We start from the raw sequence: 23,215 nt of genomic DNA, 5'->3' as shown, positions 1-23,215 counted from the left end.
GAGAATACCATGAGCAACGAAATCGTCGTCTGCGCACTCTACAAGTTCGCAGTCCTCAATGATTACAAAGACCTACGCCAGCCCTTGCTGAACCTGATGCTGGAAAAAGGCGTGCACGGCACCCTGTTGCTGGCCCGCGAAGGCATCAACGGAACCATCGCCGGCAGCCGAGAAGGCATCGACGCTGTGAAAGCGTGGATTGGCAAAGACGACCGTTTCAACGGCATCGACTACAAAGAATCCTTCGTCGACATCCAGCCGTTCAAGCGCACCAAGGTCAAACTCAAGAAAGAAATCGTCACCATGGGCGTCGACGGCATCGATCCCAAACGGATTGTCGGCACCTACGTGGAACCGCAACAGTGGAACGATCTGATCTCGGATCCGGACGTTGTCCTGGTCGACACCCGTAACCAGTACGAAGTCGAGATCGGCACTTTCAAAAACGCCGTCAATCCGGCCACTGACACCTTCCGCGAGTTTCCCGAGTATGTGAAGCAGAACCTCGACCCACAGAAGCATAAGAAAGTTGCCATGTTCTGCACCGGCGGTATCCGCTGCGAGAAGTCTACGGCTTATCTGAAAGAGCAGGGCTTCGAAGAGGTGTATCACCTCAAGGGCGGCATCCTGAAGTACCTGGAAGAGGTTCCCCAGGAGCAGAGTCTGTGGCAGGGTGAGTGTTTCGTATTTGACGACCGGGTAACGGTAAATCACAACCTGGAACGTGGCGAATACGACCAGTGCCACGCCTGTCGCCGGCCGATTACCGAGGCCGACAAACAGCGCCCGGAATATGAACAGGGTGTCAGTTGCCACCAGTGCATCGACAGCCTGACCGAAGAACAGAAAGCCCGTTTCAAGGAGCGTGAGCGCCAGATGCGCCTGGCCCGAGAGCGGGGAGAAGAACACGTCGGCGGCGAGGCCGCACGCATTATTGCTGAGCGAAAGGCCCGCAAGAAGGCCGAACGGGAAGCGCAGGCGCGCAGGAGTCTGGAGGGGGAAAAGCAGCGTAAGTCTGCTGTGAATTAACAGCCCCTGAGTAAGGAGATAGTATGTTGATCAGAAAACCCCTGGCGGTTGCCTGCCTGGTAGTGGCCCCCGTGGCCTGGTCCCAGGAAAGCGGCAACGTCGAAGGTGAGGCTGAGCTTGGCATTTTGCTGACCTCTGGCAACACCGAAGAAACCAAGGTGAATGGTCGGCTGGCTCTCAAACATGAGACAACGATGTGGCGGAATACCGGCGAGTTCAGTTCCCGGTACACTGAAGCCGATGAAGAAACCACGGCAGAGGAGTATCAGGTTGCGCTGGAATCCGACTACAAGTTCGATGAGCAACAATACTGGTTTGTCAGAGGTTCCTGGGAAGACGATCGTTTCTCCGGTTACGAATTCGAGTCTACCTTGAGCACTGGTTACGGAAACCGCGTCTGGCAGGTGGGGGAGCGATCGTTCCTCGACCTTTCTGGAGGCCTGGGTTATCGGTATAACAAGCTTGAAGAAGTGAATGACGATGGCGACGACGCCGAGAAGGAAGCGATCGCAAGATTAGCCGCCCATTTCGACTACGCCTTATCGGACACCGCCCTGTTCCGGCAGAAGCTCAGTACCGAAATCGGACTGGATGAGAATAACACCATCAGCCAGTCCGAAACGGCCCTGCAGACCAGTATCGTGGGGTCGCTGTCGATGAAAGCGGCGTTCCGGGTAAAGCATGTATCCGATGCGCCCGCCGGTACTGAAAAGACTGACACAGAAACCTCGTTGTCTTTGCTGTACGGGTTCTGACACACCCGGTAGCCACAAACAAAAACGGGGCAGGGGAATAATCCTCTGCCCCGTTTGTTGTTGGGGTTACACGTTGTTTCTCAGGCCCAGTTCGTCCGGGTAGGGCGTCAGGTATTTCTGGGAGTGCAGGTAGTCTACCGGTTCCTTGCGTTGGGCCAGGCGCAGCAGCGTCATGGGCACCACCAGAGGTATCTCACCGCGCCGGTAGGCTTCGATCTGCTCCAGCAGAACGGTTTTTTCCTCGGCCGACATGCCTTCTTTCAGAAAACCCAGCAGATGCTGCATGGCATTCACATGCGAGCCACGGCTTACCCGTTGGGTCATGGCTTCCATGAACTGATGGATGTAGCGGTCGGCAATCTGCTCCAGAGGTTCGGATTTGAGGTCGCCCAGCATCGGGCCCAGTTGCCGGTAGATCTTTTCTGAATGGGCCAGTAGCGTGAACTTGTGGCGGGTGTGGAAATCAATCAGCGCCTGCTTGGTCAGGTTTTCGCCTGCCACGTTCTGCATCCAGTCGTCGTAGGCAAATACCCGTTCAATGAAGTTTTCCCGCAGCATGTCATCGTGCAGGCGGCCCTCCTCTTCCACCGGCATCAGCGGGTAGGCTTTCATCAGCGCCTCGGCGAACATACCGCGGCCATCCCTGTGCATGAAACTGCCTTCGGCGTTGTGAATCTTGATGCGTTCCATACCGCAACTGGGCGATTTCGCCATCAGGATGTAGCCGCGCAGGTTGGCCAGCGAGGGAAGTACCTCGGCAATGAAGTTCTGCATGCCTTCGGTGTGGTCTTTGCTGCCCTTGCTTTCCACCAGATGAAGACCGTCTTCATGCTCCCGCAGATGAATGGCGGGGCGGGGAACGCCGAGGCCGGCTTCAAGTTCCGGGCAGATAGACCTGAACTCGAAGTGCTTTGCCAGCACCTGGGTGCAGTAGCGGGAATGTTTGTGGCCGCCGTCGTGCCGAACTTCCTTGCCCAACAGGCAGGTGCTGATGCCAACCGGTATACCGCTCACAGGCTTCTCCAATACACAAAAGTGACGTTACTGATACCGCTTACGTCCATTCAGTGTAAACCGATCAGGGCAACGTACCCAAGGTGGTTACGAAGAGAGTTTACGGCGTTTCTCCCGGGCCGCCAGACTGGTTGCGTAAACGCCCCGGACATCCCTGGCAAATTGCTCAATGGAATAATCCGCGGCAAACGCCCGGGCTTTGTCAGACAGCTCGGAGCGCAGTTTGTCGTCCTCAAGCAGCCGTTGGGCTTTCTCAATCCAGCGGGCCTGGTTCTCCGGAGTCTTGTAGCCGTTCAGGCCGTCCCGAACCACATCTTCAATGCCGCTGGAGCGAACCGCTACCACCGGCAGCCCGGCAGACATGGCTTCCAGAATCACCATGCCCTGGGTCTCGGATTTGGAAGCAAACAGGAAGGCATCGCCAAGGTTGTACCAGAGTGCCATCTCCTCTGGCTGAACTGCCCCCACCAGGGTGAAGTGCGAGCCCAGCTCCAGGCTGTCAATCTTCTTCTGTAGCCGGTCCCGCTGGTGGCCATCGCCAATCATCAGGAACCGGAATGGCACGTCGCTTTCCTGCCGCAGCCGGTCGATGGCTTCGATCATGAAGTCGATGTTCTTCTCGTTGGAAAGCCGGGCCACGCTGATAAAGACCTTCTCGTTGCTCAGCCCCAGTTTTTTCCGGAGTGCCTCCACGTCTGCGGGCTTCACAGCCTGGAAACGCTCGTACTCGATACCGGTGGGTTGTACGAAGGTGGGCGTGGTCACCCCGATCATCCGCAGGTATTCCTCGGTGGAGTAAGTCGGTACGATCACGCCATCGCAGCGGTTGGCGAAGCGCTTTATCAGAGCGTGGGAAATCAGGTTCCGGAACAGCATCCCGGGCAGGGGCACAAAGTGAGCGTAGTGCTCCAGCCGCGTGTGATAGGTATAGATGGCCGGGATGCGCAGCTGACGGGCCATAAACAGCCCCAGACTACCCAGCCAGAACGGATGATGCAGGTGAATCACATCCGGCCGGAAGGCCCGTACCTGCTTGCGGATACGGGCCAGGAAAATATTGGCCAGACGGAATTCCCGTTTCTCGCCCATGGCCAGCAGTGATGGTACCCGCACTACCGCATCTTCATGGCTGGGCTGGTCGCGATACCGGGGCGCGACAATCTGGGTGCTATCCCCTAGATGTTCCAGCCCCCGGCGCAGCCGTTCAATGGAAATCGGAACCCCGCCAATGAAAGGCAGATAGTTGTTGGTGAACATGGTGACCCGCAACGGCTTTTCCAGCCACGGAGTGGGGTCCAGATCGTAATCCGGGTAATAGTCCTTGCCGATGAAGATGATCTGGTAAAGCTTGATGGTGAGCGCCAGAAACACCGAGACGATCAGGATGAAGTTCAGATAGCCGGTGTAGAACAGGGAATACACGAAGAACCACAAGCTCTCCAGGCGCTTCCAGACCGGATGCTGGCCCACTTCCAGACGCTCCAACTGGTAGCTGACGTCGCCGTCTGGAGAGACCCGTACGTCCACGTAGTGGTAGAAGCTATCCTCCGTATTCAGCACCAGCCCGCCAGCACCCCCGGTGGTGATGTAGGGCGTGCCACCTACCACCTGCTCGTCAAAGAGCGACAGGTTGGCCGAAAACACCAGGTCGATGCCTTGCTCCCGAATCAGCTGCATCAGCTCCTCCCGGAAGGCGGGAGGTTGCAGGTAGTCGTCTTCATCGTCGAACAGGGCTGGGGTTTCCGGTTGCAGAAGCGGGTGGCCAATAAACAGGATATGGGCGTTGCTGGTGTCGTGGGCCAGCAGGTCCCGGAGCCAGCGCATCTGCCAGCGCCAGGGTGTTTTGCCGGTACTGTCCAGGAAGATCAGGCGGGTGTTGCCGGCCCGGACGCTGTAGAAATGGGGCCCGAAATGATCATAAAACCGGAAACTGCCAAAATTCTCGTATTCGTGCGGGCCGAAGGTGAGCAGATAGGGAATGTCCAGGTGGCTCAAGGTGCCATACAGTGCCCGGTATTTATCCTCGCCACCGCCGCTCACGGCATTGCCGGACGACACCAGAAAGTCCACACCGGCCTGATTCAGGGTCGGGATAAACCGGCGCTCGAAGATGCCCACGGAATTGTTGATGTTGCCCACCACCGCAAAACGGATACCGGAGCCCGGCGGGGTGCGTTGGTGGATGCGTTCAACCTGCTCGCTGTGCAGGGCCTCAAAGTCCTGTTTGAAGAAATTCAGGTACACCTTGTAGCCCACCAGCGCCACCACAATGGCCAGGCACAGATAGAACAGCAGTTTAAGCGGGTTACGACGGATCATTCCGGCCTCCGGTGGCTTTTGATCAGTTCCCTCTGCATCACCAGCAAACCGATGAGCATGCCCAGGTAGATAGTGAGAAAACGCCAGGCAATAGTGACCAGCACCAGGTGATTGCCCGACAGGATATCTCGGAAGAAACTGCCGAACACGCCTTCCGATATGCCAGAGGCCCCGGGGGTGGGGGAGAAATACATGATGAAGGTGGTTACCACCAGCAAGCCCAGAGTGGTCAGGTAATCCACCTCATAGCCCAGGCCGTGAATCAGCAGGGCGGGAAAGCTGAACAGGCTGAGCAGGAACACGGCGGTGAACACCACCGACAGCAGCACGTCCCGTGGCGCGCCACGGAGGTATTCGCTGAAACACAGGGCAAACCGCAGCATTTCCCGCCGTAATTTGAACTGCCAGCGGTCGTGCCGGCGGTGGTTGATCAGATGTGCCTTGCGCAGGCCTGCGACAAGAGCGCTCAACGGCAGGATCATCCAGCGTGTCCGGAACAGCAGCACGGCAAAGAATCCCAGATAGAGCGACACAAACACCGCCAGTGCGGTGCCGATACCGGACGACCAGATGCCGCCGTCCAGGGCCTCCAGGCTCAATAGAAAGACCGGTGTCAGTGAGAAAATGAACGCCACCGCGAGTACCGTGCGGATAGTGGTGGCCGCCGTGGCGCGGGCCACGGGCACCCCATGGCGGGTGAGATACCAGATCTGGGCAAACCCGCCCCCGGTGGCCATGGGCGTTACGTTGGAGAAAAACAGATTAATGAACACCAGCCGGAAGATCTTGCGCAATGGCAGCCGGTGCCCCAGCGCCTTGAGGGTGTAGTGCAGGCGCAGACCATCGGCCATGAAGTAGATCAGCAGCAGGGCCGCGACCGGCAACAGCAGAGTGGGAGAAAGCAGGCGATCGTCGAACTGGAAACTGCGGCCGGCGAAGCGGTCGTAGACCGCATACAGGCCGGCGCCGGTCATGGCCACAAACAACAGGGCGAAGGCCGTAAGCCGTCGCCAGGAAGTCCGTTTCTGGTAGTTGCTGTCAGTGCTGTTGGTCATGCTCTGCCCGTCTGTTGGTGGCGGGCAGTGTACCCTGTGCAGGGCAGTGCTTGTCCAGTTTGGCTCAGTGGCCGTACACCATCAGATTGGTGTTGGTGATGGCAAAGTCTGTGAACTGAACCGAGCCGATGCTGGTGTCACCCATGCGGAATACCGGCATGTCGATATCAGCCCGGAATTCCACATCGTGTACAGAAAGGCCTTCTTTGCCAGAAGCGGCACTGGTGCCCCGGGACAGGTTAGCCTTGGCATGGGCCATACCAAAGTGCCCCAGGGTATCCGCGCCACGGCGGTTATGAATCTGTAGCCCTTCAATGCCAACGGCGGCGAAGTTGAACAGCAGGATCACGTCGGCCGCGTCCCAGTTCAGGCTGCCGTTGCTGATCTCGAAGTGGGTATCGAGCTGCAGTTCCGAGCCGGACACCACGTTGCCGTTGGCCAGGGTGCGCGTGGCGCCGCCGTTATTGCGGATAACCAGATCGGTGGGGCCGATGTAGCCCTGCAGCAGGATGTTTGAGAATAAACTGGCGCTGCCTTCACTGCCGGTGGTGGTGATGCTGTCGATAGCCAGTTCGAAATCCACCGCCTGCAGGTAATCGGTCAGACTGGTGGGGTCGCCGTAATCGCTGGCCCCCAGATGGATCACCAGGTCGCCGTTGTCGAACTGTTTGCCGAAACTGCCGCCAACCGAGTATTTCGCCAGCGCGTCCGCGACATCGGGATTACTGGTATCGAGTAGACCGGCGTTGGCGCGGCGTGCTATCTCGGAGAAACCGTGCTCCAGAACTTCGCCACTGCCCGCAATATCAATCGTCAGCTTCATGTTGTCCAGCACGGTATCGTTCTGGCCGGACAATCTCAGGCCGTTGATTCCCAGGGAGCCTTCATCGGTCCAGATCAGGTGATCAATATTGAGCTTGGTTTCCAGTTCAATGGTTACACCGGCCTGGCCAGTCACACCCGCCAGGGTTGTGTCATCCAGCGGCTGGAATTCGGCCATGGCAGGCACGGCTAATGAGGTGCCGGCCATCAGGCTCAGGCAGGCGAGGGATCTTCTGGCCCCAGAAATGAGAAAAGACATGTTGGCCCCGGTTCGTTCGACGATTTGTTGTTATTGATTGATTCAGTACACCTGAGTGTGCTGATCAGCCGCAGGGACAACACAACCAGAGCTGCGGTCGTTAAAAGTTACACATTGTTACTTTAAGCCTGAAGGCGGGGGTGATCTGTGAGGCTGGTCACAACCTGAACAGTCGTGACTGGTGCTTCAATCCAGTGCCTGGCGGATGAGGTTTTTCTGATGCTCGGCGAAGCCCCGGATCAGCTCAGTGGCTTTGGTCGAATCCCGCGCCAACACCGCCTGCGGCAACTCCGAGAAAAACGTGCTGGTGGTTGCGAGGCCCTTGCGGTAGCGGTCTGCACCCAGGTAATAGGCTCGGCTCACGGCAGGTTTGAAGTTGGACAGCGCCTCGGTCAGGTAGGGGTTGGCGACGACCTGGCAGCAAGCTTCCATCACGTTAAAGCTGGCTTCCACCACCCGGGTGATGTCGGGGTGGGGTTCTTTTATCCGTTCGACCACCTGCGAGACCGCCACCAGCAAACGGTCTTTGTCAGCCTCCTGCCAGCGCTCGCACAGGCGCGAAGCCAGCATCATCAGCAAATGCATATAGACGTCATAGAGCTCCGACGCGTACTCGGCATTCAGCTGGGTTGCTGAAGCTCCTTTCCGTGGTGTGATTTCCACCAGGTGCCAGCGCTCCAGAGTGTAGAGCGCTTCTTTCACTGATGCCCGGCTGACTTTCAGTTCGTTAGCCAGCGTGGCTTCCTGAATACGCTCTCCGGGACGGATCTGCCCGGTCATGATGCGCTCGGCCAGGAAGTTGGCAATCTGCTCTGCCAGAGTATTGGGCACCTGAAAGTCCATAGGGGGCTCTGTCTGCTCACTGTCGGGTTGTTAGACAAACTTGGAACGGCGGGAGTGTAGCACAGCCGGAGTAATGCCGGTCACTACCTTGAAATCTGCCCGTGCAGCACGCAGGTATATGGCTTGAATCCTCCAAACATAAGGGAAACCAACATGCCCAAGCATTTTGAGCAGGCCCCGGGCCTGTACGATGACCCCGTTCCCGAAACCGAAGGCTATGTCTTTAACCAGACCATGATGCGCATCAAGGAGCCTGAGCGTTCCATGGACTTCTACACCCGGGTACTGGGCATGCGCCTGGTTCGCAAGCTGGATTTCCCGGAAATGAAGTTCACGCTCTACTTCCTGGGCTACCTGGACGACAAGCAGGCCCAGTTTGTGCCAAATGATGATGGCCACCGGACTACCTACACCTTTGGCCGGGAAGCGATGCTGGAGCTTACCCATAACTGGGGCACCGAAGACGATGCCGACTTTGCCTACCACAACGGCAATGATGAGCCCCAGGGCTTCGGCCATATCGGCATTGCCGTGCCCGATGTCTACGCTGCCTGTGAGCGCTTCGAAAAGCTGGGCGTGGAATTCGTGAAAAAACCGGACGACGGCAAAATGAAAGGTCTGGCCTTTATCAAAGACCCGGACGGCTACTGGATTGAAATCCTGCAGCCAGACATGCTGGAGAAGCAGCGCAAGGACAGCTGATCATCCAGCTGCTCTTTACCCCGGCGTTCAGCTCTCCTGGCTGGCGCCGGGCGCCTTGCCATAGCGCGAGGCGACAATCACCGCCACCGTCAGAATGAACGCGCCGGCAACACCAATCGGCCCCAGTTCCTCTCCCAGAATCAGCCAGGCCAGCAAGGCAATAAACAACGGTTCGAGCACGACGACAATGCTGGATACCGTCGCCGGCGTGGTTTTCATCCCGGTAAAGAACAGCAAATAGCCAATGCAGGTGGGCACCACGCCTATGTACAGCACCATCAGCCAGTGCTTTAGCCCCATCGTCTCCAGCCCCGCAAAGCCGCCACTCAGGGCCACCACCGGCAACAGCAGCAGTGCGGCGGTACCAAAGCAGATAAAGGCGGTGGTAAACACCGGTGTGCCGGTTGAGTTGTAGCGGCTGGTCAGGGTGAAGCCGGTGTATACCGCTGCCGCCAGCAGTGCCATCAGAATGCCTGCCAGTCGCAGGGTGCCGGCGGTGTCCATGTCACCGACCACCAGCATGCCCGTGCCCAGAATCGCGGCAATCGCGGCCAGGATAGTGAGCAGCCCTGGTTTCTCGCCCAGCAATGGGGCAGCCAGAATAGCCACCAGAACGGGTGGCAGGCACAGGGATATCAGGGTGGCAATGCCTGCCCCGGTCAGATCCACCGCCAGCAGATAGCTGCCCTGATAGAACGCCTGGAACAGCCCCAGGGCGGTGAGGGTGAGCATGGCCTTGCCGCTGAGAGAACGCAAAGAGCTGCCGGGCACCGTCTGGCCGGGGCTGCGGGCCACCAGCTGCCGTTGCTCGCGCTGCATCAATAGCCAGAAGAATGGCAGCGCAACCACCAGGCGCAAAAAACCGAGGGTGATGGCCTCCAGTTCCGTACCGTTGAACAGAAACTTGGCGACAATCCCTGTAGTGGCCCAGAGCAAAGAGGCCAGGGCAATAAGAAGTGCTCCGTGGATCATGACAAACTGCCGGTTGGAGAAACAAACAGGCAAGGGTATCAGCGGTAAGTGCGTGGCGCTATAAGGGAAAGGAGAGGGGCAGCGAGGCTGCCCCGGGGCTTATTTCACGGCGAGGCGGTCGGCGTTCTTTTCAACCGTACGCGCACCAATACCCTTCACATCGGCCAGTGCCTCAATGCTGTCGAAGGGGCCGTTGGCTTCGCGGTATTCAATAATAGCCTGGGCCTTGCTCTCACCCACGCCGCTCAGAGACGCCAGAGTGGCTACATCGGCGGTGTTGATGTTCACGGCGGGTTGCTCGCTTGCGAAGGCAGCAGAGCCAGTGATCAGGCTGAAAAACAGAACAAGGGTGGCCAGAAATGAGGTTGGTTTCATCGGAGAACTCCTGAGTGTAATAACGTTGTTATGAACAGTCAGGCACGACAAACCATTGAGGCTATTGGTGATTCGAAACGGTGCAGAACAAAAAAGGGTAAGGCGGGTGTGAGAGCAATTTAGTGCACGGAAAGGAACTACTGTCCGTGTAGTCCCCAAATTCCGTGGCTGACCCCTGCCTGATCCATCAGGCTGCGCATCATCCTGAGCACTTCATCCTTGCAGTCATCCCTGTAGCCCTTATCCATCGGGCAACTCCGAATCCGTGGAGTTCTCGTCCGTGAGCCAACGTCCGTGCTGGCTTGTCATCCCTGACAATGCTCATTCTACGGAAGATGAAATTTCGGAAAATCGGACATCCACCAGACGGTTTGTGCGAGATATCCCACAGAGCTGTGAGCTTTTCGGTGAACCTGAATTCATTGTTTCAGGGTGTTTTTGCGGGCAATTTATTGCCTGAAAATCGGCACGCTACCAGATGGTGCAGTGGGTTTTAGATGTTGCGCACCAATTTAGGGCGGTGGGTTGGCCGAAGCACTGAATTGAGGCCTGAAACCGCGCACCAATTCATTGCAGATCCGGTTAGGGCATGTTTTTTGTTATCTAACACCATGTTTTATTTGTGCTTTTTTGGTTGTTGGAACGGCGGATGCAATTGGCTGTTTGCGTTTGACGACCCAAAACCAAAGAAAAGGACGCACAACATGAGCATCAAAAAACACGTGAAACTGGGCCTCTCTGCATTGGCGCTGTCTGTCTCCCTCGGTTCCATCAATACCGGGTTTGCCGCCGAAGACCCCATCAAGGTCGGTATTCTCCATTCCCTGTCCGGCACCATGGCCATCAGTGAAACCGCACTGAAAGACACCATGCTGATGCTGATTGAAAAGCAGAACGCCGCCGGTGGCGTACTTGGCCGCCAGCTGGAGCCGGTGGTGGTTGATCCGGCTTCCAACTGGCCGCTGTTCGCGGAGAAAGCCCGTGAGCTGCTGGAGAAAGAAAAGGTCGACGTGATCTTCGGTAACTGGACCTCTGTGTCCCGTAAATCCGTTCTGCCGGTGGTAGAAGAACTGAACGGCCTGCTGTTCTACCCGGTTCAGTACGAAGGCGAGGAATCGTCTGAAAACGTGTTCTACACCGGTGCGGCGCCCAACCAGCAGGCGATTCCAGCGGTTGATTACCTGATGAACGATCTGGGTGTTGAGCGCTGGGTGCTGGCCGGCACCGACTACGTTTACCCACGCACCACCAACAAGATTCTGGAAACCTACCTGAAAGACAAAGGTGTGGCCGCCGGCGACATCATGATTAACTACACGCCTTTCGGCCACTCTGACTGGCAGACCATCGTGTCTGACATCAAGAAATTCGGCAGCGCCGGCAAGAAGACCGCCGTGGTTTCCACCATCAATGGCGACGCCAACGTGCCCTTCTACCGTGAACTGGGCAACCAGGGCATTTCCGCCACCGACATTCCCGTGGTTGCGTTCTCCGTGGGTGAACAGGAACTCTCCGGCATCGACACCGCTCCGCTGGTTGGCCACCTGGCTGCCTGGAACTACTTCATGAGCGTGGATAACGACGCCAACTACGACTTCATCGACGCCTGGGTTGCCTACAAGGGCGACGATGCCGCCGTCACCAACGACCCGATGGAAGCCCACTACATCGGTTTCAACATGTACGTTGAAGCGGTGAAGAAAGCCGGCACCGCCGACGTGGATGAAGTGAAAGACGCCATCATCGGGGTGAGCGTGCCCAACCTCACCGGCGGCTACGCCACCATGATGCCGAACCACCACATCACCAAGCCGGTGCTGATTGGCGAGATCCAGGACAACGGCCAGTTCTCCGTGGTCTGGGAAACCCCGTCCACCGTTGCCGGGGATGCCTGGTCTGACTTCCTGCCGGGCTCCAAGGATCTGATCAGCGACTGGCGCGCGCCTCTGCGTTGCGGCAACTTCAACGTAGTCACCGGCAAGTGCGGTGGTGGCTCGGCTGACGTCGCCTCCAACTAAGCTCCAACCGGGCACAGCCGGGCAGGCCTGAGCCTGCCCGGCACCGCTCCCGAATTCCCAAGCCAACAGGAATGAATCATGAGCATTCACCGATTGCTCGCCAGGATGGTATTGGCTGTCTGTCTGGCCCTAGGGGCCACACTGGCGAATGCCCAGGCGCAGACCGATGCGCCCGAAGCGCTGCTGAAACGGCTCGTAGAAGCCGGGCAAGCTGAAAAAACCGACTTACTCAAAGCCCTCTCCGAAACCGGCGACGAACGCGCCCGGGGCTGGCTGGAAGCCGTTCGCGACGGCAAACTCGCGATGATTGAAGACACCGGTGCCCTGGTGATTGTGGTTAACAACCGGGGCCGTAACTGGCAGATCGCCGACGCCCTGACCGGCGAAGACCTGGGTGAAATGTCGCGCCGTGATCTGCAAAGCCTGCGGGTAAACAACGCCCTGCGGGCCGACATCGAGGGCATCCTCTCGGTTATCGACCTGACCGTGGCCGACCCAGGCCAACGCCTTGATGCCGCGCGCAATCTGCTGGGCGACGTGAATGAAGCGCTGGCCACCCAGCTGCAGGCCCGTTTGCAGGTGGAAGACAACGGCCAGGTGCGTGACATGCTCACCAATGCCCTGGCCATTTACCAGGTGGAGCAGGGCGATGTTGAGGCGGTAGCCACTTTGTCTGGCAGCCTGAACCCGACTGTGCGTGCCGCCCTGAATAATGCCGTTAACAGCGATGACCCTGCGCTGGCGGCTGCGGCCGAGGAAGCCCTGGCCAGCATTGAACAGAAACTCAAACTCAACCGCGCTGCCGAGACCCTGTATTTTGGCCTGTCCCTCGGCTCGGTACTGGTGCTGGCCGCCATTGGCCTGGCCATCACCTTTGGTGTGATGGGCGTGATCAACATGGCCCATGGTGAGCTGATCATGCTCGGGGCCTACACCACCTGGGGTATGCAGCAGCTGTTCCCGGGCCAGCCCGGCCTGGCCCTGATCCTGTCCATCCCGGCCGGTTTCCTGGTGGCGGCGCTGGCGGGCATCGCCATTGAGCGCAGCGTGATCCAGTACCTGAAGGGCCGCCCGCTGGAAACCCTGCTGGCCACCTTCGGCATCAGCCTGATTCTTCAGCAACTGGTGCGTACCGTGATTTCCCCCCTCAACCGCACCGTGGTCACGCCCGAGTGGATGAGTGGCTCAATCATGGTGAACGAGGCGTTGTCGCTCACCCTGAATCGCCTGTACGTGATCGGCTTTGCCCTGGTGGTATTCGCCGGGCTGATGCTGATCATGCGCAAAACCCGCCTGGGGCTGGAAGTCCGTGCAGTTACCCAGAACCGGGCCATGGCCCGCTCCATGGGCATCAAAGCCACCAAAGTGGACATCATGACCTTCGCCCTGGGCTCCGGCGTGGCCGGGCTGGCGGGCGTGGCCCTGTCGCAGATCACCAACGTCGGCCCCAACCTGGGCCAGAACTACATCATCGATTCGTTCATGGTGGTGGTGTTCGGTGGTGTGGGCAATCTCTGGGGCACCCTCATTGCCGGGCTTTCCCTGGGCACCATCAACCAGCTGCTGGAACCCTGGGCTGGTGCGGTCCTCGCCAAAATCATGGTGCTGGTGCTGATCATTCTGTTCATTCAAAAGCGGCCACGCGGGCTATTCCCGCAGAAAGGCCGGGCGGCGGAGGGCTGAGTTATGGCGACATCACAAACCTGGCTGCTCCGGCCGTTCCAGGAGCGTTCCACCCAAGTTTTCCTCGGAGTCCTGTTCGTCGCCCTGGTGGTGGTTACCTTCCTGCATCTGTTTATGCCGGAAGACAGTGCCCTGCACGTAAGTGCTTACACCGTTACCCTTTTGGGTAAGTACCTGTGCTACGCCCTGCTGGCGGTGGCGGTGGACCTGGTGTGGGGTTACCTGGGCATTCTCAGCCTGGGCCACGGCGCTTTCTTTGCCCTCGGCGGCTACGCCATGGGCATGTACCTGATGCGCCAGATTGGTGATCGCGGCGTGTATGGCGATCCCGTATTGCCGGACTTCATGGTGTTCCTGAACTGGCAGGAGTTGCCCTGGTACTGGCAGGGCTTCGATATGGCCTGGTTCGCCTTCATCATGGTGCTGCTGGCGCCGGGCGTGCTGGCGCTGGTGTTCGGCTTCCTGGCCTTCCGCTCCCGGGTAACCGGCGTGTACCTCTCCATCATCACCCAGGCACTCACCTTTGCGTTGATGCTGGCGTTCTTCCGCAACGAGATGGGCTTCGGTGGCAACAACGGCCTGACCGATTTCAAAGACATCCTCGGCTTCAACCTGCGCAGCGACGCCACCCGACTTGGCCTTTTCCTGGCGACCGGCATCGCGCTGGCAGTGGGCTATGTCGTGTGCCGTGCCATTGTGACCAGCAAGCTGGGCCGGGTCAGCGTGGCCTGCCGCGATGCCGAAGCCCGTACCCGGTTCCTGGGTTACCGGGTGGAGCGGGTGCAGCTGTTTGTGTTCGTGGTCTCCGCCATGCTGGCGGGTGTGGCCGGCGCGTTGTATGTGCCACAGGTGGGCATCATCAACCCCAGCGAATTCTCGCCGCTGTTCTCCATCGAAATCGTGGTGTGGGTCGCCCTCGGTGGCCGTGCCACCCTGTATGGCGCGGTCATCGGCGCCTTGCTGGTGAACTACGCCAAGACCGTGTTCACCGGCATCATGCCGGACGCCTGGCTGTTCGCCCTGGGCGCGCTGTTCGTGCTGGTGACGGTGTTCCTGCCCAAGGGCATCGCCGGGCTGTTGCAGAAACGCCGCCAGACGGACGATGACCAACCCGGCGCTCAGGAGGCCACCGCATGAGCATCTTTGAACAACTTGCCAACCGGGATCAGGTATTTGAGTTTCTCACCCCCGTGGCCTCGCCGGTTGACGTGCGCCACGGCCCGATCCTGTACATGGAAGACGTGAGCGTGAGCTTCGATGGCTTCAAGGCCATCAACAACCTCAACCTCACCATCGACGACGGCGAACTGCGCTGCATCATCGGTCCTAACGGGGCGGGTAAAACCACCATGATGGACATCATCACTGGTAAAACCCGGCCCGACACCGGCTCGGTGTGGTTCGGCAGCCGCCACAACCTGCTGCGCATGAACGAGCCGGACATTGCCACCCTGGGCATCGGCCGCAAATTCCAGAAGCCCACCGTGTTCGAGGCTTTGACTGTGTTCGAAAACCTCGAACTGGCCATGGCCGCCGACAAACGCATCCTGCCCACCCTGACTGCCATCATGACCGCGGAATACCGGGACCGGATTGACGAAATCCTGGAAATGATCGGTTTGCAGGCGCTGCGCGACAAGCCCGCCGGCATCCTCTCCCACGGCCAGAAACAGTGGCTGGAGATCGGCATGCTGTTGATGCAGAAACCCCGGCTGCTGCTGGTGGACGAGCCCGTGGCCGGTATGACCGAACAGGAAATGGAACGCACCGCCGAGTTGCTCACCAGTCTTGCGGGCAAACAGTCCGTGGTGGTGGTGGAACACGACATGGGCTTTGTGCGCTCCATCGCCCGCAAAGTCACCGTACTGCACCAGGGCAGCGTGCTGGCCGAAGGCACCATGGACCAGGTCTCCAACGACCCGGATGTGATCAAGGTGTATCTGGGGGAGGAGGCCTGATGCTCAAGATTGAAAAGCTCAACCAGTTCTACGGCGAAAGCCACACCCTCTGGGACCTGGAGCTGGACGTGCCCCAGGGCCAGTGTACCTGCGTGATGGGCCGCAACGGCGTGGGCAAGACCACGCTGATGAAATGCATTATGGGCGAGGAAACCGTGAAAAGCGGCTCCATCGAGTTTGCCCGGGATGTGGAACTCACCAAAAAGAAAATCGAAGACCGCTCCCGCCTGGGCATCGGCTACGTGCCCCAGGGCCGGCAGATCTTCCCGCTGCTGACCGTGGAGGAAAACCTGCGCACCGGCCTGGCGGTGCGGGCCGATGGCAGCAAGCAAATCCCCGAACGCATTTACGAGCTGTTCCCGGTGTTGAAAGAAATGAAACACCGACGGGGCGGCGACCTCTCCGGCGGCCAGCAGCAACAGCTGGCCATTGGCCGGGCGCTGGTGATTGAGCCGAAACTGCTGATCCTCGACGAGCCGGGGGAGGGCATCCAGCCCAACATCGTGGCCCAGATTGGCGAGGTGATTCGCCGGTTGATTGAAGAAGACGGCCTGACCGTGCTGCTGGTGGAACAGAAACTGCCGTTCGCACGGAAATACGCCGACCGCTTTGCCATCCTCGACCGGGGCCGGCGCGTGGCCGAAGGCGACATTGCCGGGCTGACCGATGAACTCATCAAACAGCACCTGACCGTATGACCGCCTACCAAGCCATCGACCGCCACGCCTCCGGCCACCGCTTCGACACCGAACGGCGCTGGGCGGCGGCCCTGGAACTGGGGTTTGAAGCCCGCGTCGAGAGCGAACCGGCGCTGGTAACCCGGTTGGTACGCCGGCGCCACCATGGCCCGCTGCGGGTACAGCGCCCCTTCTACCCGGAGGGCAAAACCGGCTGCTGCCACGTGTACCTGCTGCACCCCCCGGGTGGCCTGGTGAGCGGCGACGAACTGCGCATCGAAGCCACCGTGGCCGAAGGTGGTCACGCGCTTCTGACCACCCCGGCCGCGGCGAAACTGTACAAGGCCGACAGCCATGGCGTGGCCTGGGGCCAGCACACCCGGTTGCAGGTCGCCAAAGACGCGATCCTGGAATATCTGCCCCAGGAAACCATCGCCTTCGACGGCTCCCGTGGTTTGCAAACCACCACCATTGAACTGGCAGCCGGCGCTCGAACTCTGGGCTGGGAAGTGCTTGCACTGGGCCGCCCGGCCAGCGACCTGCCGTTTGCCACCGGCGAACTGGAACAGCGTTTCCATTTAAGCCTGGACGGCCAGCCGCTGTGGCTGGAGCGCCAGTTGCTGGACCCGAAACACCGCCGGTTCAACGGCCCCTGGGGCCAGGGTGGCGCCACTGTACAGGCGACCCTCTGGGCGGTCGGCCTGGAAGACGAATCCGCCGCCATCGACGTGCTGAGAGCACAGTTACCAGACCACAACCGCTGGGCCGTGACCCGGCGCCGGGGCGTGCTGCTCCTGCGCTACCTGGGCACCGAACGCAACGAAGCCTGGGCCCTGTGCGAACAGGCCTGGCACCTGCTGCGCCCCATGCTCGCCAGCGTACCGGCCCACACACCCAGAATCTGGCTTACCTGACGCATACGAGACAACGGAGTCATCCATGGAACTCACCCCCAGAGACAAAGACAAGCTGCTGCTGTTCACCGCCGCCCTGCTGGCTGAACGCCGCAAAGCCAAAGGCCTGAAACTGAACTATCCCGAAGCGGTGGCCCTGATCAGCGCCGAAATCCTGGAAGGCGCCCGCGAAGGCCGCACCGTGGCCGAACTGATGAGCGCCGGCACCGAAATCCTCACCCGCGAAGACGTGATGGACGGCGTGGCTGACATGGTGCACGAAGTCCAGGTGGAAGCCACCTTCCCAGACGGAACGAAACTCGTGACGGTCCACAATCCCATCGTCTAAGGAGCAGACACATGATCCCCGGTGAATACCAACTCAAAGACGGCGACATCGAACTCTGCGCCGGCCGCGAACGCATCCAGCTGGACGTCGGCAACACCGGCGACCGCCCGGTGCAGATCGGCTCCCACTACCACTTCGCCGAAGCCAACCCCGCCCTGGACTTCGACCGCGCCAAGGCCCGCGGCTATCGCCTGGACGTGGCCGCCGGCACCGCCATTCGGTTTGAGCCCGGCCAGACCCGGTCTGTGACGCTGATTCCGTTTGCCGGAAAGCGAGAAATTTATGGTTTCCGGGGTGAAGTAATGGGGAGTTTGGACTCCACGAAATAACTATGAGGGTCGGTCGGGTAAGGCTTTCCAGGAATGTGCGGAGGCATGGATGCCGGAGAACAAGCGCCACATGGATGTGCCGCCAGGAGCGTTTCCTGGAAAGCCTTACCCGACCGGCCCCGGCACCCAAGTTACAACGAGGAATAAGATGAAAATCAGCAGACAAGCCTACGCCGACATGTACGGCCCCACCGTAGGGGACCGGGTCCGCCTGGGCGACACCGAACTGTGGATTGAAGTGGAAGAAGACCACACCCACTACGGCGACGAAGTAAAATTCGGCGGCGGCAAAGTCATCCGCGACGGCATGGGCCAAAGCCAGCGCTGCGACGACGAAGTGATGGACACCGTCATCACCAACGCCCTGATCCTCGACTGGTGGGGCATCGTCAAAGCCGACGTAGGCATCCAGAAAGGCCGCATCGCCGCCATCGGCAAAGCCGGCAACCCGGACACCCAGCCAGACGTGACCATCGTCATCGGCCCCGGCACCGAAATCATTGCCGGTGAAGGCAAAATCCTCACCGCCGGCGGCATCGACCCTCACATCCACTTCATCTGCCCCCAACAGGTAGAAGAAGCTCTGATGAGCGGCGTGACCACCATGCTCGGCGGCGGCACCGGCCCGGCCACCGGCACCAACGCCACCACCTGTACTCCGGGGCCCTGGCACATCGGCAAGATGCTGCAGGCCGTGGACAGCCTGCCCATGAACATCGGCTTTCTGGGCAAGGGCAACGCCAGCCTGCCGGAAGCGCTGGAGCTACAGGTAAAAGCCGGCGTGATCGGCCTCAAACTGCACGAAGACTGGGGTACCACTCCGGCCAGCATCGACAACTGCTTGACCGTGGCCGACCAGTACGACATCCAGGTGGCGATCCACACCGACACCCTGAACGAATCCGGTTTTGTGGAAGACACCCTGGCCGCCTTCAAAGGCCGCTGCATTCACACCTTCCATACCGAAGGCGCCGGCGGCGGCCACGCCCCGGACATCATTACCGCCTGCTCCAAAGATTATGTACTGCCGTCGTCCACCAACCCGACCCGGCCCTACACCGTAAACACCATCGACGAACACCTGGACATGCTGATGGTGTGCCACCACCTGGATCCGAACATCCCGGAAGATGTGGCCTTCGCCGATTCCCGCATCCGCCGGGAAACCATCGCGGCGGAAGACATCCTGCACGACATGGGCGTGATCTCCATGATCTCCTCCGACTCCCAGGCCATGGGCCGGGTGGGCGAGGTAATCTGTCGAACCTGGCAAACCGCCCACAAGATGAAAGTGCAGCGCGGCCTGTTGCCGGAAGACCAGGAGCGCGGCGCGGACAACTTCCGCGCCAAACGCTACATCGCCAAGTACACCATCAACTCCGCCATCACCCACGGCATCGCCCATGATGTGGGCTCGGTGGAAGTGGGCAAACTGGCAGACCTGGTGCTGTGGAGCCCGGCGTTTTTCGGCGTAAAGCCTGCCTGCATCCTCAAGGGCGGGATGATAGCCGCCGCCCCCATGGGCGACCCGAACGCCTCTATCCCCACACCGCAGCCGGTGCATTACCGCCCCATGTTCGGCGCCTTTGGTAAAGCTGCCAGTGCCACCCGCCTGACCTTTGTCAGCCAGGCCGCGCTGGACGCCAATATTGGTGAGGAACTGGGCCTGGACAGCCCGCTCTCGGCCTGCAAAGGCGTGCGGGATGTGCGCAAGCAGCACATGAAACTGAACGACGCCTGCCCGCACCTGACCGTAGACCCGCAAACCTACGAAGTGCACGCCGACGGCGAACTGCTCACCTGCGAGCCGGCGACCGAACTGCCCCTGGCCCAGCTCTATCACCTTTTTTAGTCAATACAGCTCAAGGCTGCTTAATCAACACAGCTCAAGGCTGTTCTGAGAGGAACGAACGGATGTTGGAACTGACTAAACGCATCACCCACGTAGACGCCAGCGAAATCCACGACAGCTTGGTGCTGCCCTACGAACTGCGCATTCGCGGCCGCCTGCGCGCGACCACCGAAACCAACCTGGACGTGGGCCTGTTTCTGGACCGTGGCCCGGTGTTGAGAGACGGCGACCTGCTGCAAGCGAAATCCGGCGAGATCATCCGCATTCGCGCCGCGGAAGAGCCGGTGGTTACCGCCCGCGTAGAAACCGGCCTGCCGCTGGCCCGCTTGTGTTACCACCTGGGCAACCGCCACGTCACCCTGGCCATTGGTGAAGACGAGCAGGGCGCCTTCGTGCGCTTCCCGCCCGACCACGTACTGGAAGAACTGGCCGAACGCCTGGGCGCCACCGTGGTGCACCACACCGCCACCTTCGACCCGGAACCCGGAGCCTACAACCAGGCCGGCCAGGGCCATTCGCACGGTCATAGCCATGGCCATTCCCACGCGCACTCGCACGGTGAAAGCCATGACCACACTCACGCTGCTGGACATACCCATGCTCACGGCCACAAACACACCCACTGAGCCGGCTGCCATGGCGGGTGAGGGTGAACCCGGCGGCGACCTGGCCCTGCTGGGGCTGATGCAACTGGTCAGCCCGGCGTTGCCCATCGGCGCCTTTGCCTGGTCCCAGGGCCTGGAAAGTGCCTTTGAGCTGGGTTGGGTGAACAACGAAGCGGAACTGGCCCGGTGGATTGAAGGCGTACTGGAAGACGGCCTGAGCCGGTGTGAACTGCCATTACTGGCCCGGCTGCAAACCGCCTGGGCGAACGACAACGGCGCCATCATCGCGCACTGGAACCAGTGGCTGCACGCCACCCGGGAAACCGCAGAACTGAGCGACGAAGACACTCGCCTGGGCGGTGCCCTTAAAACCCTGCTGGGCAACCTCAACCTGCTGCCGGAGAGAACCCTGATTCCGGCCGAGCCCGGCTACATCACCCTGTTTGCCTGGGCCGCTCAGGTACGCCGGGTGCCGGTGCGGCAAACCCTGCTGGGCTTTGCCTGGGCCTGGCTGGAAAACCAGCTGGCGGTGGCCTGCAAAGCCTTGCCCCTGGGCCACACCGCCGCCCAACGGATTATCGAACAACTGCGCCCGGCACTGGTGATTGCCACCGACCAGGCGCTGGCACGGCAAGACCACGAACTCGGGCCCATCCTGCCAGGCCTTGCGCTCGGCAGTGCCCTGCATGAAACCCAGTATTCACGGCTTTTCAGAAGCTGAATAAAAACATCAAGGAGATACAGCCATGACACATTGTCTGAGAGTAGGCGTAGGCGGCCCGGTCGGGTCTGGTAAAACCGCATTGCTGCGCCAGCTATGCACCGCCCTGCGGGACCACTACGACATCGCCGTGGTCACCAACGACATCTACACCCGGGAAGACGCAGACTTCCTGCTGCGCCACGAAGCCCTGGCCGCAGACCGCATCCTGGGTGTGGAAACCGGCGGCTGCCCGCACACCGCCATTCGCGAGGATGCCTCGATGAACCTGGCCGCCATCGACGACCTGCAAAGCCGCCACCCCGGCCTGGAACTGGTGCTGGTGGAATCCGGCGGCGACAACCTCTCCGCCACCTTCAGCCCGGAACTGAGCGACCTCACCCTGTACGTGATCGACGTGTCCGCCGGCGACAAGATCCCCCGCAAAGGCGGCCCCGGCATCACCAAATCCGACCTGCTGATCATCAACAAGATCGACATTGCCGAACAGGTACACGCGTCCCTGGACGTAATGGAACGGGACAGCAAGAAAATGCGCGGCGAACGCCCCTTCGTGTTCACCAACCTGTACGACGGGGTAGGGCTAGACACCATCATCAGCTTCATTCTGGAGCGCGGCATGTTGCCGGAAAGACGCCCACAAAAGACTGCTGAGACCGCCTAAGGCTCGTGCAACATAGTGGATTTCGAGATACCGCATACACGAATTGGGAGAATTGATATGAAACTCGTAACGAAATTGCTCAGTGCCACCGCGCTGCTGACCGTCTCCGCCACCGCCATGGCCCACCCCGGCCACACCGAAGGCGGCTTCACCAGCGGCCTGCTGCACCCCATGCTGGGCCTGGACCACCTGCTGGCCATGGCCGCCATCGGCTTCTGGAGCGTGCGCCAGAACAAGCTCATGAAAAACGCCACCCCCGCCTTCGTCATCGGCGGTATGGTATTCGGCGCCGCCCTGGCCTGGGGCGGCCTGAGCCTGCCCGGTGTGGAAACAGGGATTACCTTCTCGGTACTGGTTGCGGGCATTCTGATCACCACAATGGCGAAACTACCGACGGCTGTGGGTGGTACTCTGGTTGGTGCGTTTATGCTGTTTCACGGCTTTGCGCATGGGGCGGAGATGCCCGCGGGCGCGACTCTCGCTGCGTATCTGGCTGGCTTTTCCATCGCCACATTGGCCATCACGATGGTTGGTCGTGGGCTGGGTGCCTTGATGCTGAAAGCTGATAGCCGGTTCAGTCGTGGGGTTGGTGGTGTGTTGGCGGTAGCGGGGGCCTATCTGGCGGCTGCCTGAACCACACTTCGAAATTATCAAAAAGCTGACAGGAAAGCCGCTCGGGAAACTGGGCGGCTTTTGTTGTATGTGGTTTACTAAACTTTACGTCGTGCGGGTATGAAGTTTCCTAAGGATTAGGCTACTGTGTAGTTATAAGAAGCAGACTGACGCCGCTGTTAAGGATAACGGATGGACTACACCCCGGCATTACAGCCCCCCTTCGATTACCTCTGGTTCCTGATACCGCTCTTCATCTTCGCGGCTGTTATCAAATCCCCCAGGTTCAAAGCTAAGGCCTGGGAAGGCGTTGTAAATCTCGCTGCCAAACTCTCACTAGATAAAATCCGTTACTACCCGATCAAGCACGTTACCTTGCCCACCGAAGACGGTACTACACAGATCGACCATATCATTGTCTCCCAGTGTGGCGTGTTTGTGGTGGACCTGGTTGCGTCTGGGAGTGAAACTTTAATGATTCGAGTGAGAAAGGGTTGTGAAAATGTGAAGCAAATTCTGGAGCGAGTAAGCCGCTCGGTGATATCACAAAAATTCGGCCCTGCCCTCTGGGTACTAAGCTGGACTCTCGCCCGAAAGATTGCTCCGTCCGTTGGAAAGTTAAAGGTATGGTCTGGTGCAGAGCGGGAACATGCAACTAATTAAGTAAGCCGTAAAAACGAACTTTGGTATTTACGGCCTATATATGTAG

At 59.7% G+C, this 23,215-nt stretch carries 24 protein-coding genes; 17 read left to right on the top strand and 7 right to left on the bottom strand.

Annotated elements, in window-relative coordinates; all coding sequences use genetic code 11:
- Window positions 1-9 precede the first annotated feature (9 nt).
- Both OZ656_RS15550 and OZ656_RS15545 read left to right on the top strand, forming a co-directional pair.
- Window positions 10-1,029 carry a rhodanese-related sulfurtransferase gene (locus OZ656_RS15550; RefSeq protein WP_011786454.1) on the top strand — a complete coding sequence of 340 codons (1,020 nt, stop codon included), beginning with the start codon at window positions 10-12 and terminating at the stop codon, window positions 1,027-1,029.
- 23 nt (window positions 1,030-1,052) lie between these two features.
- Window positions 1,053-1,784 carry a YdiY family protein gene (locus OZ656_RS15545; protein WP_278350420.1) on the top strand — a complete coding sequence of 244 codons (732 nt, stop codon included), beginning with the start codon at window positions 1,053-1,055 and terminating at the stop codon, window positions 1,782-1,784.
- A gap of 66 nt (window positions 1,785-1,850) precedes the next feature.
- Here the strand turns inward: OZ656_RS15545 and OZ656_RS15540 are convergent, their stop codons facing one another.
- From OZ656_RS15540 to OZ656_RS15520, 5 genes are all read right to left on the bottom strand, one after another.
- Window positions 1,851-2,798, bottom strand: a complete 948-nt coding sequence (locus OZ656_RS15540) for a DUF523 and DUF1722 domain-containing protein (protein WP_011786452.1) — start codon at window positions 2,796-2,798, stop codon at window positions 1,851-1,853.
- 87 nt (window positions 2,799-2,885) lie between these two features.
- Window positions 2,886-5,117, bottom strand: coding sequence for a glycosyltransferase (locus OZ656_RS15535; protein WP_278350419.1), 2,232 nt, complete (start codon window positions 5,115-5,117; stop codon window positions 2,886-2,888).
- Complete coding sequence (locus OZ656_RS15530) at window positions 5,114-6,172, bottom strand: lysylphosphatidylglycerol synthase transmembrane domain-containing protein (RefSeq protein WP_023012201.1); 1,059 nt, start codon at window positions 6,170-6,172, stop codon at window positions 5,114-5,116. Before OZ656_RS15530 ends, OZ656_RS15535 begins: the two co-directional genes overlap by 4 nt.
- A gap of 64 nt (window positions 6,173-6,236) precedes the next feature.
- Window positions 6,237-7,253, bottom strand: coding sequence for a DUF6160 family protein (locus tag OZ656_RS15525; protein ID WP_278350418.1), 1,017 nt, complete (start codon window positions 7,251-7,253; stop codon window positions 6,237-6,239).
- Between the two features lie 186 nt (window positions 7,254-7,439).
- A complete protein-coding gene (locus OZ656_RS15520) occupies window positions 7,440-8,096 on the bottom strand; it encodes a GntR family transcriptional regulator (RefSeq protein WP_278350417.1) in 657 nt (218 codons plus the stop codon).
- A gap of 153 nt (window positions 8,097-8,249) precedes the next feature.
- Here OZ656_RS15520 and gloA point away from each other — a divergent pair, with 153 nt between their 5' ends.
- On the top strand, window positions 8,250-8,798 hold the full coding sequence (gloA, locus tag OZ656_RS15515) for a lactoylglutathione lyase (RefSeq protein ID WP_011786447.1): 549 nt from the start codon (window positions 8,250-8,252) through the stop codon (window positions 8,796-8,798).
- 27 nt (window positions 8,799-8,825) lie between these two features.
- On the opposite strand, the gene OZ656_RS15510 is transcribed toward gloA, so the two are convergent.
- On the bottom strand, window positions 8,826-9,770 hold the full coding sequence (locus OZ656_RS15510; protein WP_278350416.1) for a DMT family transporter: 945 nt from the start codon (window positions 9,768-9,770) through the stop codon (window positions 8,826-8,828).
- 99 nt (window positions 9,771-9,869) lie between these two features.
- Entirely contained in the window at window positions 9,870-10,145 is a 276-nt protein-coding gene (locus OZ656_RS15505; protein ID WP_278350415.1) for a ComEA family DNA-binding protein, read from the bottom strand.
- Window positions 10,146-10,849: 704 nt separating this feature from the next.
- Between OZ656_RS15505 and urtA the strand changes: the two genes are divergently transcribed.
- From urtA to OZ656_RS15435, 14 genes are all read left to right on the top strand, one after another.
- On the top strand, window positions 10,850-12,163 hold the full coding sequence (gene urtA / locus OZ656_RS15500) for an urea ABC transporter substrate-binding protein (RefSeq protein WP_278350414.1): 1,314 nt from the start codon (window positions 10,850-10,852) through the stop codon (window positions 12,161-12,163).
- Window positions 12,164-12,241: 78 nt separating this feature from the next.
- Window positions 12,242-13,846 carry an urea ABC transporter permease subunit UrtB gene (urtB, locus tag OZ656_RS15495; protein ID WP_278350413.1) on the top strand — a complete coding sequence of 535 codons (1,605 nt, stop codon included), beginning with the start codon at window positions 12,242-12,244 and terminating at the stop codon, window positions 13,844-13,846.
- A gap of 3 nt (window positions 13,847-13,849) precedes the next feature.
- The gene (gene urtC / locus OZ656_RS15490; protein WP_278350412.1) at window positions 13,850-14,983 is read left to right on the top strand and encodes an urea ABC transporter permease subunit UrtC; all 1,134 of its coding nucleotides are present in this window, start codon (window positions 13,850-13,852) and stop codon (window positions 14,981-14,983) included.
- The gene (gene urtD / locus OZ656_RS15485; RefSeq protein WP_014422380.1) at window positions 14,980-15,804 is read left to right on the top strand and encodes an urea ABC transporter ATP-binding protein UrtD; all 825 of its coding nucleotides are present in this window, start codon (window positions 14,980-14,982) and stop codon (window positions 15,802-15,804) included. The genes urtC and urtD overlap by 4 nt, the downstream gene beginning before the upstream one ends.
- Window positions 15,804-16,502 (top strand): urea ABC transporter ATP-binding subunit UrtE, encoded by a 699-nt coding sequence (urtE, locus tag OZ656_RS15480; RefSeq protein WP_278350411.1) that lies wholly within the window; start codon window positions 15,804-15,806, stop codon window positions 16,500-16,502. Before urtD ends, urtE begins: the two co-directional genes overlap by 1 nt.
- Window positions 16,499-17,395 carry an urease accessory protein UreD gene (locus tag OZ656_RS15475; RefSeq protein ID WP_278350410.1) on the top strand — a complete coding sequence of 299 codons (897 nt, stop codon included), beginning with the start codon at window positions 16,499-16,501 and terminating at the stop codon, window positions 17,393-17,395. Before urtE ends, OZ656_RS15475 begins: the two co-directional genes overlap by 4 nt.
- A gap of 25 nt (window positions 17,396-17,420) precedes the next feature.
- On the top strand, window positions 17,421-17,723 hold the full coding sequence (gene ureA / locus OZ656_RS15470) for an urease subunit gamma (protein ID WP_278350409.1): 303 nt from the start codon (window positions 17,421-17,423) through the stop codon (window positions 17,721-17,723).
- Between the two features lie 11 nt (window positions 17,724-17,734).
- The gene (locus tag OZ656_RS15465) at window positions 17,735-18,052 is read left to right on the top strand and encodes an urease subunit beta (protein ID WP_278350408.1); all 318 of its coding nucleotides are present in this window, start codon (window positions 17,735-17,737) and stop codon (window positions 18,050-18,052) included.
- A 148-nt stretch (window positions 18,053-18,200) separates the two neighbouring features.
- Complete coding sequence (gene ureC, locus OZ656_RS15460; RefSeq protein ID WP_278350407.1) at window positions 18,201-19,904, top strand: urease subunit alpha; 1,704 nt, start codon at window positions 18,201-18,203, stop codon at window positions 19,902-19,904.
- Between the two features lie 62 nt (window positions 19,905-19,966).
- The gene (ureE, locus tag OZ656_RS15455; RefSeq protein WP_278350406.1) at window positions 19,967-20,530 is read left to right on the top strand and encodes an urease accessory protein UreE; all 564 of its coding nucleotides are present in this window, start codon (window positions 19,967-19,969) and stop codon (window positions 20,528-20,530) included.
- Entirely contained in the window at window positions 20,502-21,230 is a 729-nt protein-coding gene (locus OZ656_RS15450) for an urease accessory protein UreF (protein WP_379945219.1), read from the top strand. Before ureE ends, OZ656_RS15450 begins: the two co-directional genes overlap by 29 nt.
- A gap of 25 nt (window positions 21,231-21,255) precedes the next feature.
- Window positions 21,256-21,894, top strand: coding sequence for an urease accessory protein UreG (gene ureG / locus OZ656_RS15445; protein WP_278350405.1), 639 nt, complete (start codon window positions 21,256-21,258; stop codon window positions 21,892-21,894).
- A gap of 57 nt (window positions 21,895-21,951) precedes the next feature.
- Window positions 21,952-22,527, top strand: coding sequence for a HupE/UreJ family protein (locus tag OZ656_RS15440; RefSeq protein WP_278350404.1), 576 nt, complete (start codon window positions 21,952-21,954; stop codon window positions 22,525-22,527).
- Between the two features lie 171 nt (window positions 22,528-22,698).
- Entirely contained in the window at window positions 22,699-23,169 is a 471-nt protein-coding gene (locus OZ656_RS15435) for a nuclease-related domain-containing protein (RefSeq protein ID WP_278350403.1), read from the top strand.
- Window positions 23,170-23,215: the final 46 nt, after the last annotated feature.

The sequence above is a fragment of the Marinobacter sp. LM1 genome, from assembly GCF_042763285.1.
GTDB classification, from domain to species: domain Bacteria; phylum Pseudomonadota; class Gammaproteobacteria; order Pseudomonadales; family Oleiphilaceae; genus Marinobacter; species Marinobacter nauticus.
This window is presented reverse-complemented; position numbering and strand designations above follow the sequence as displayed.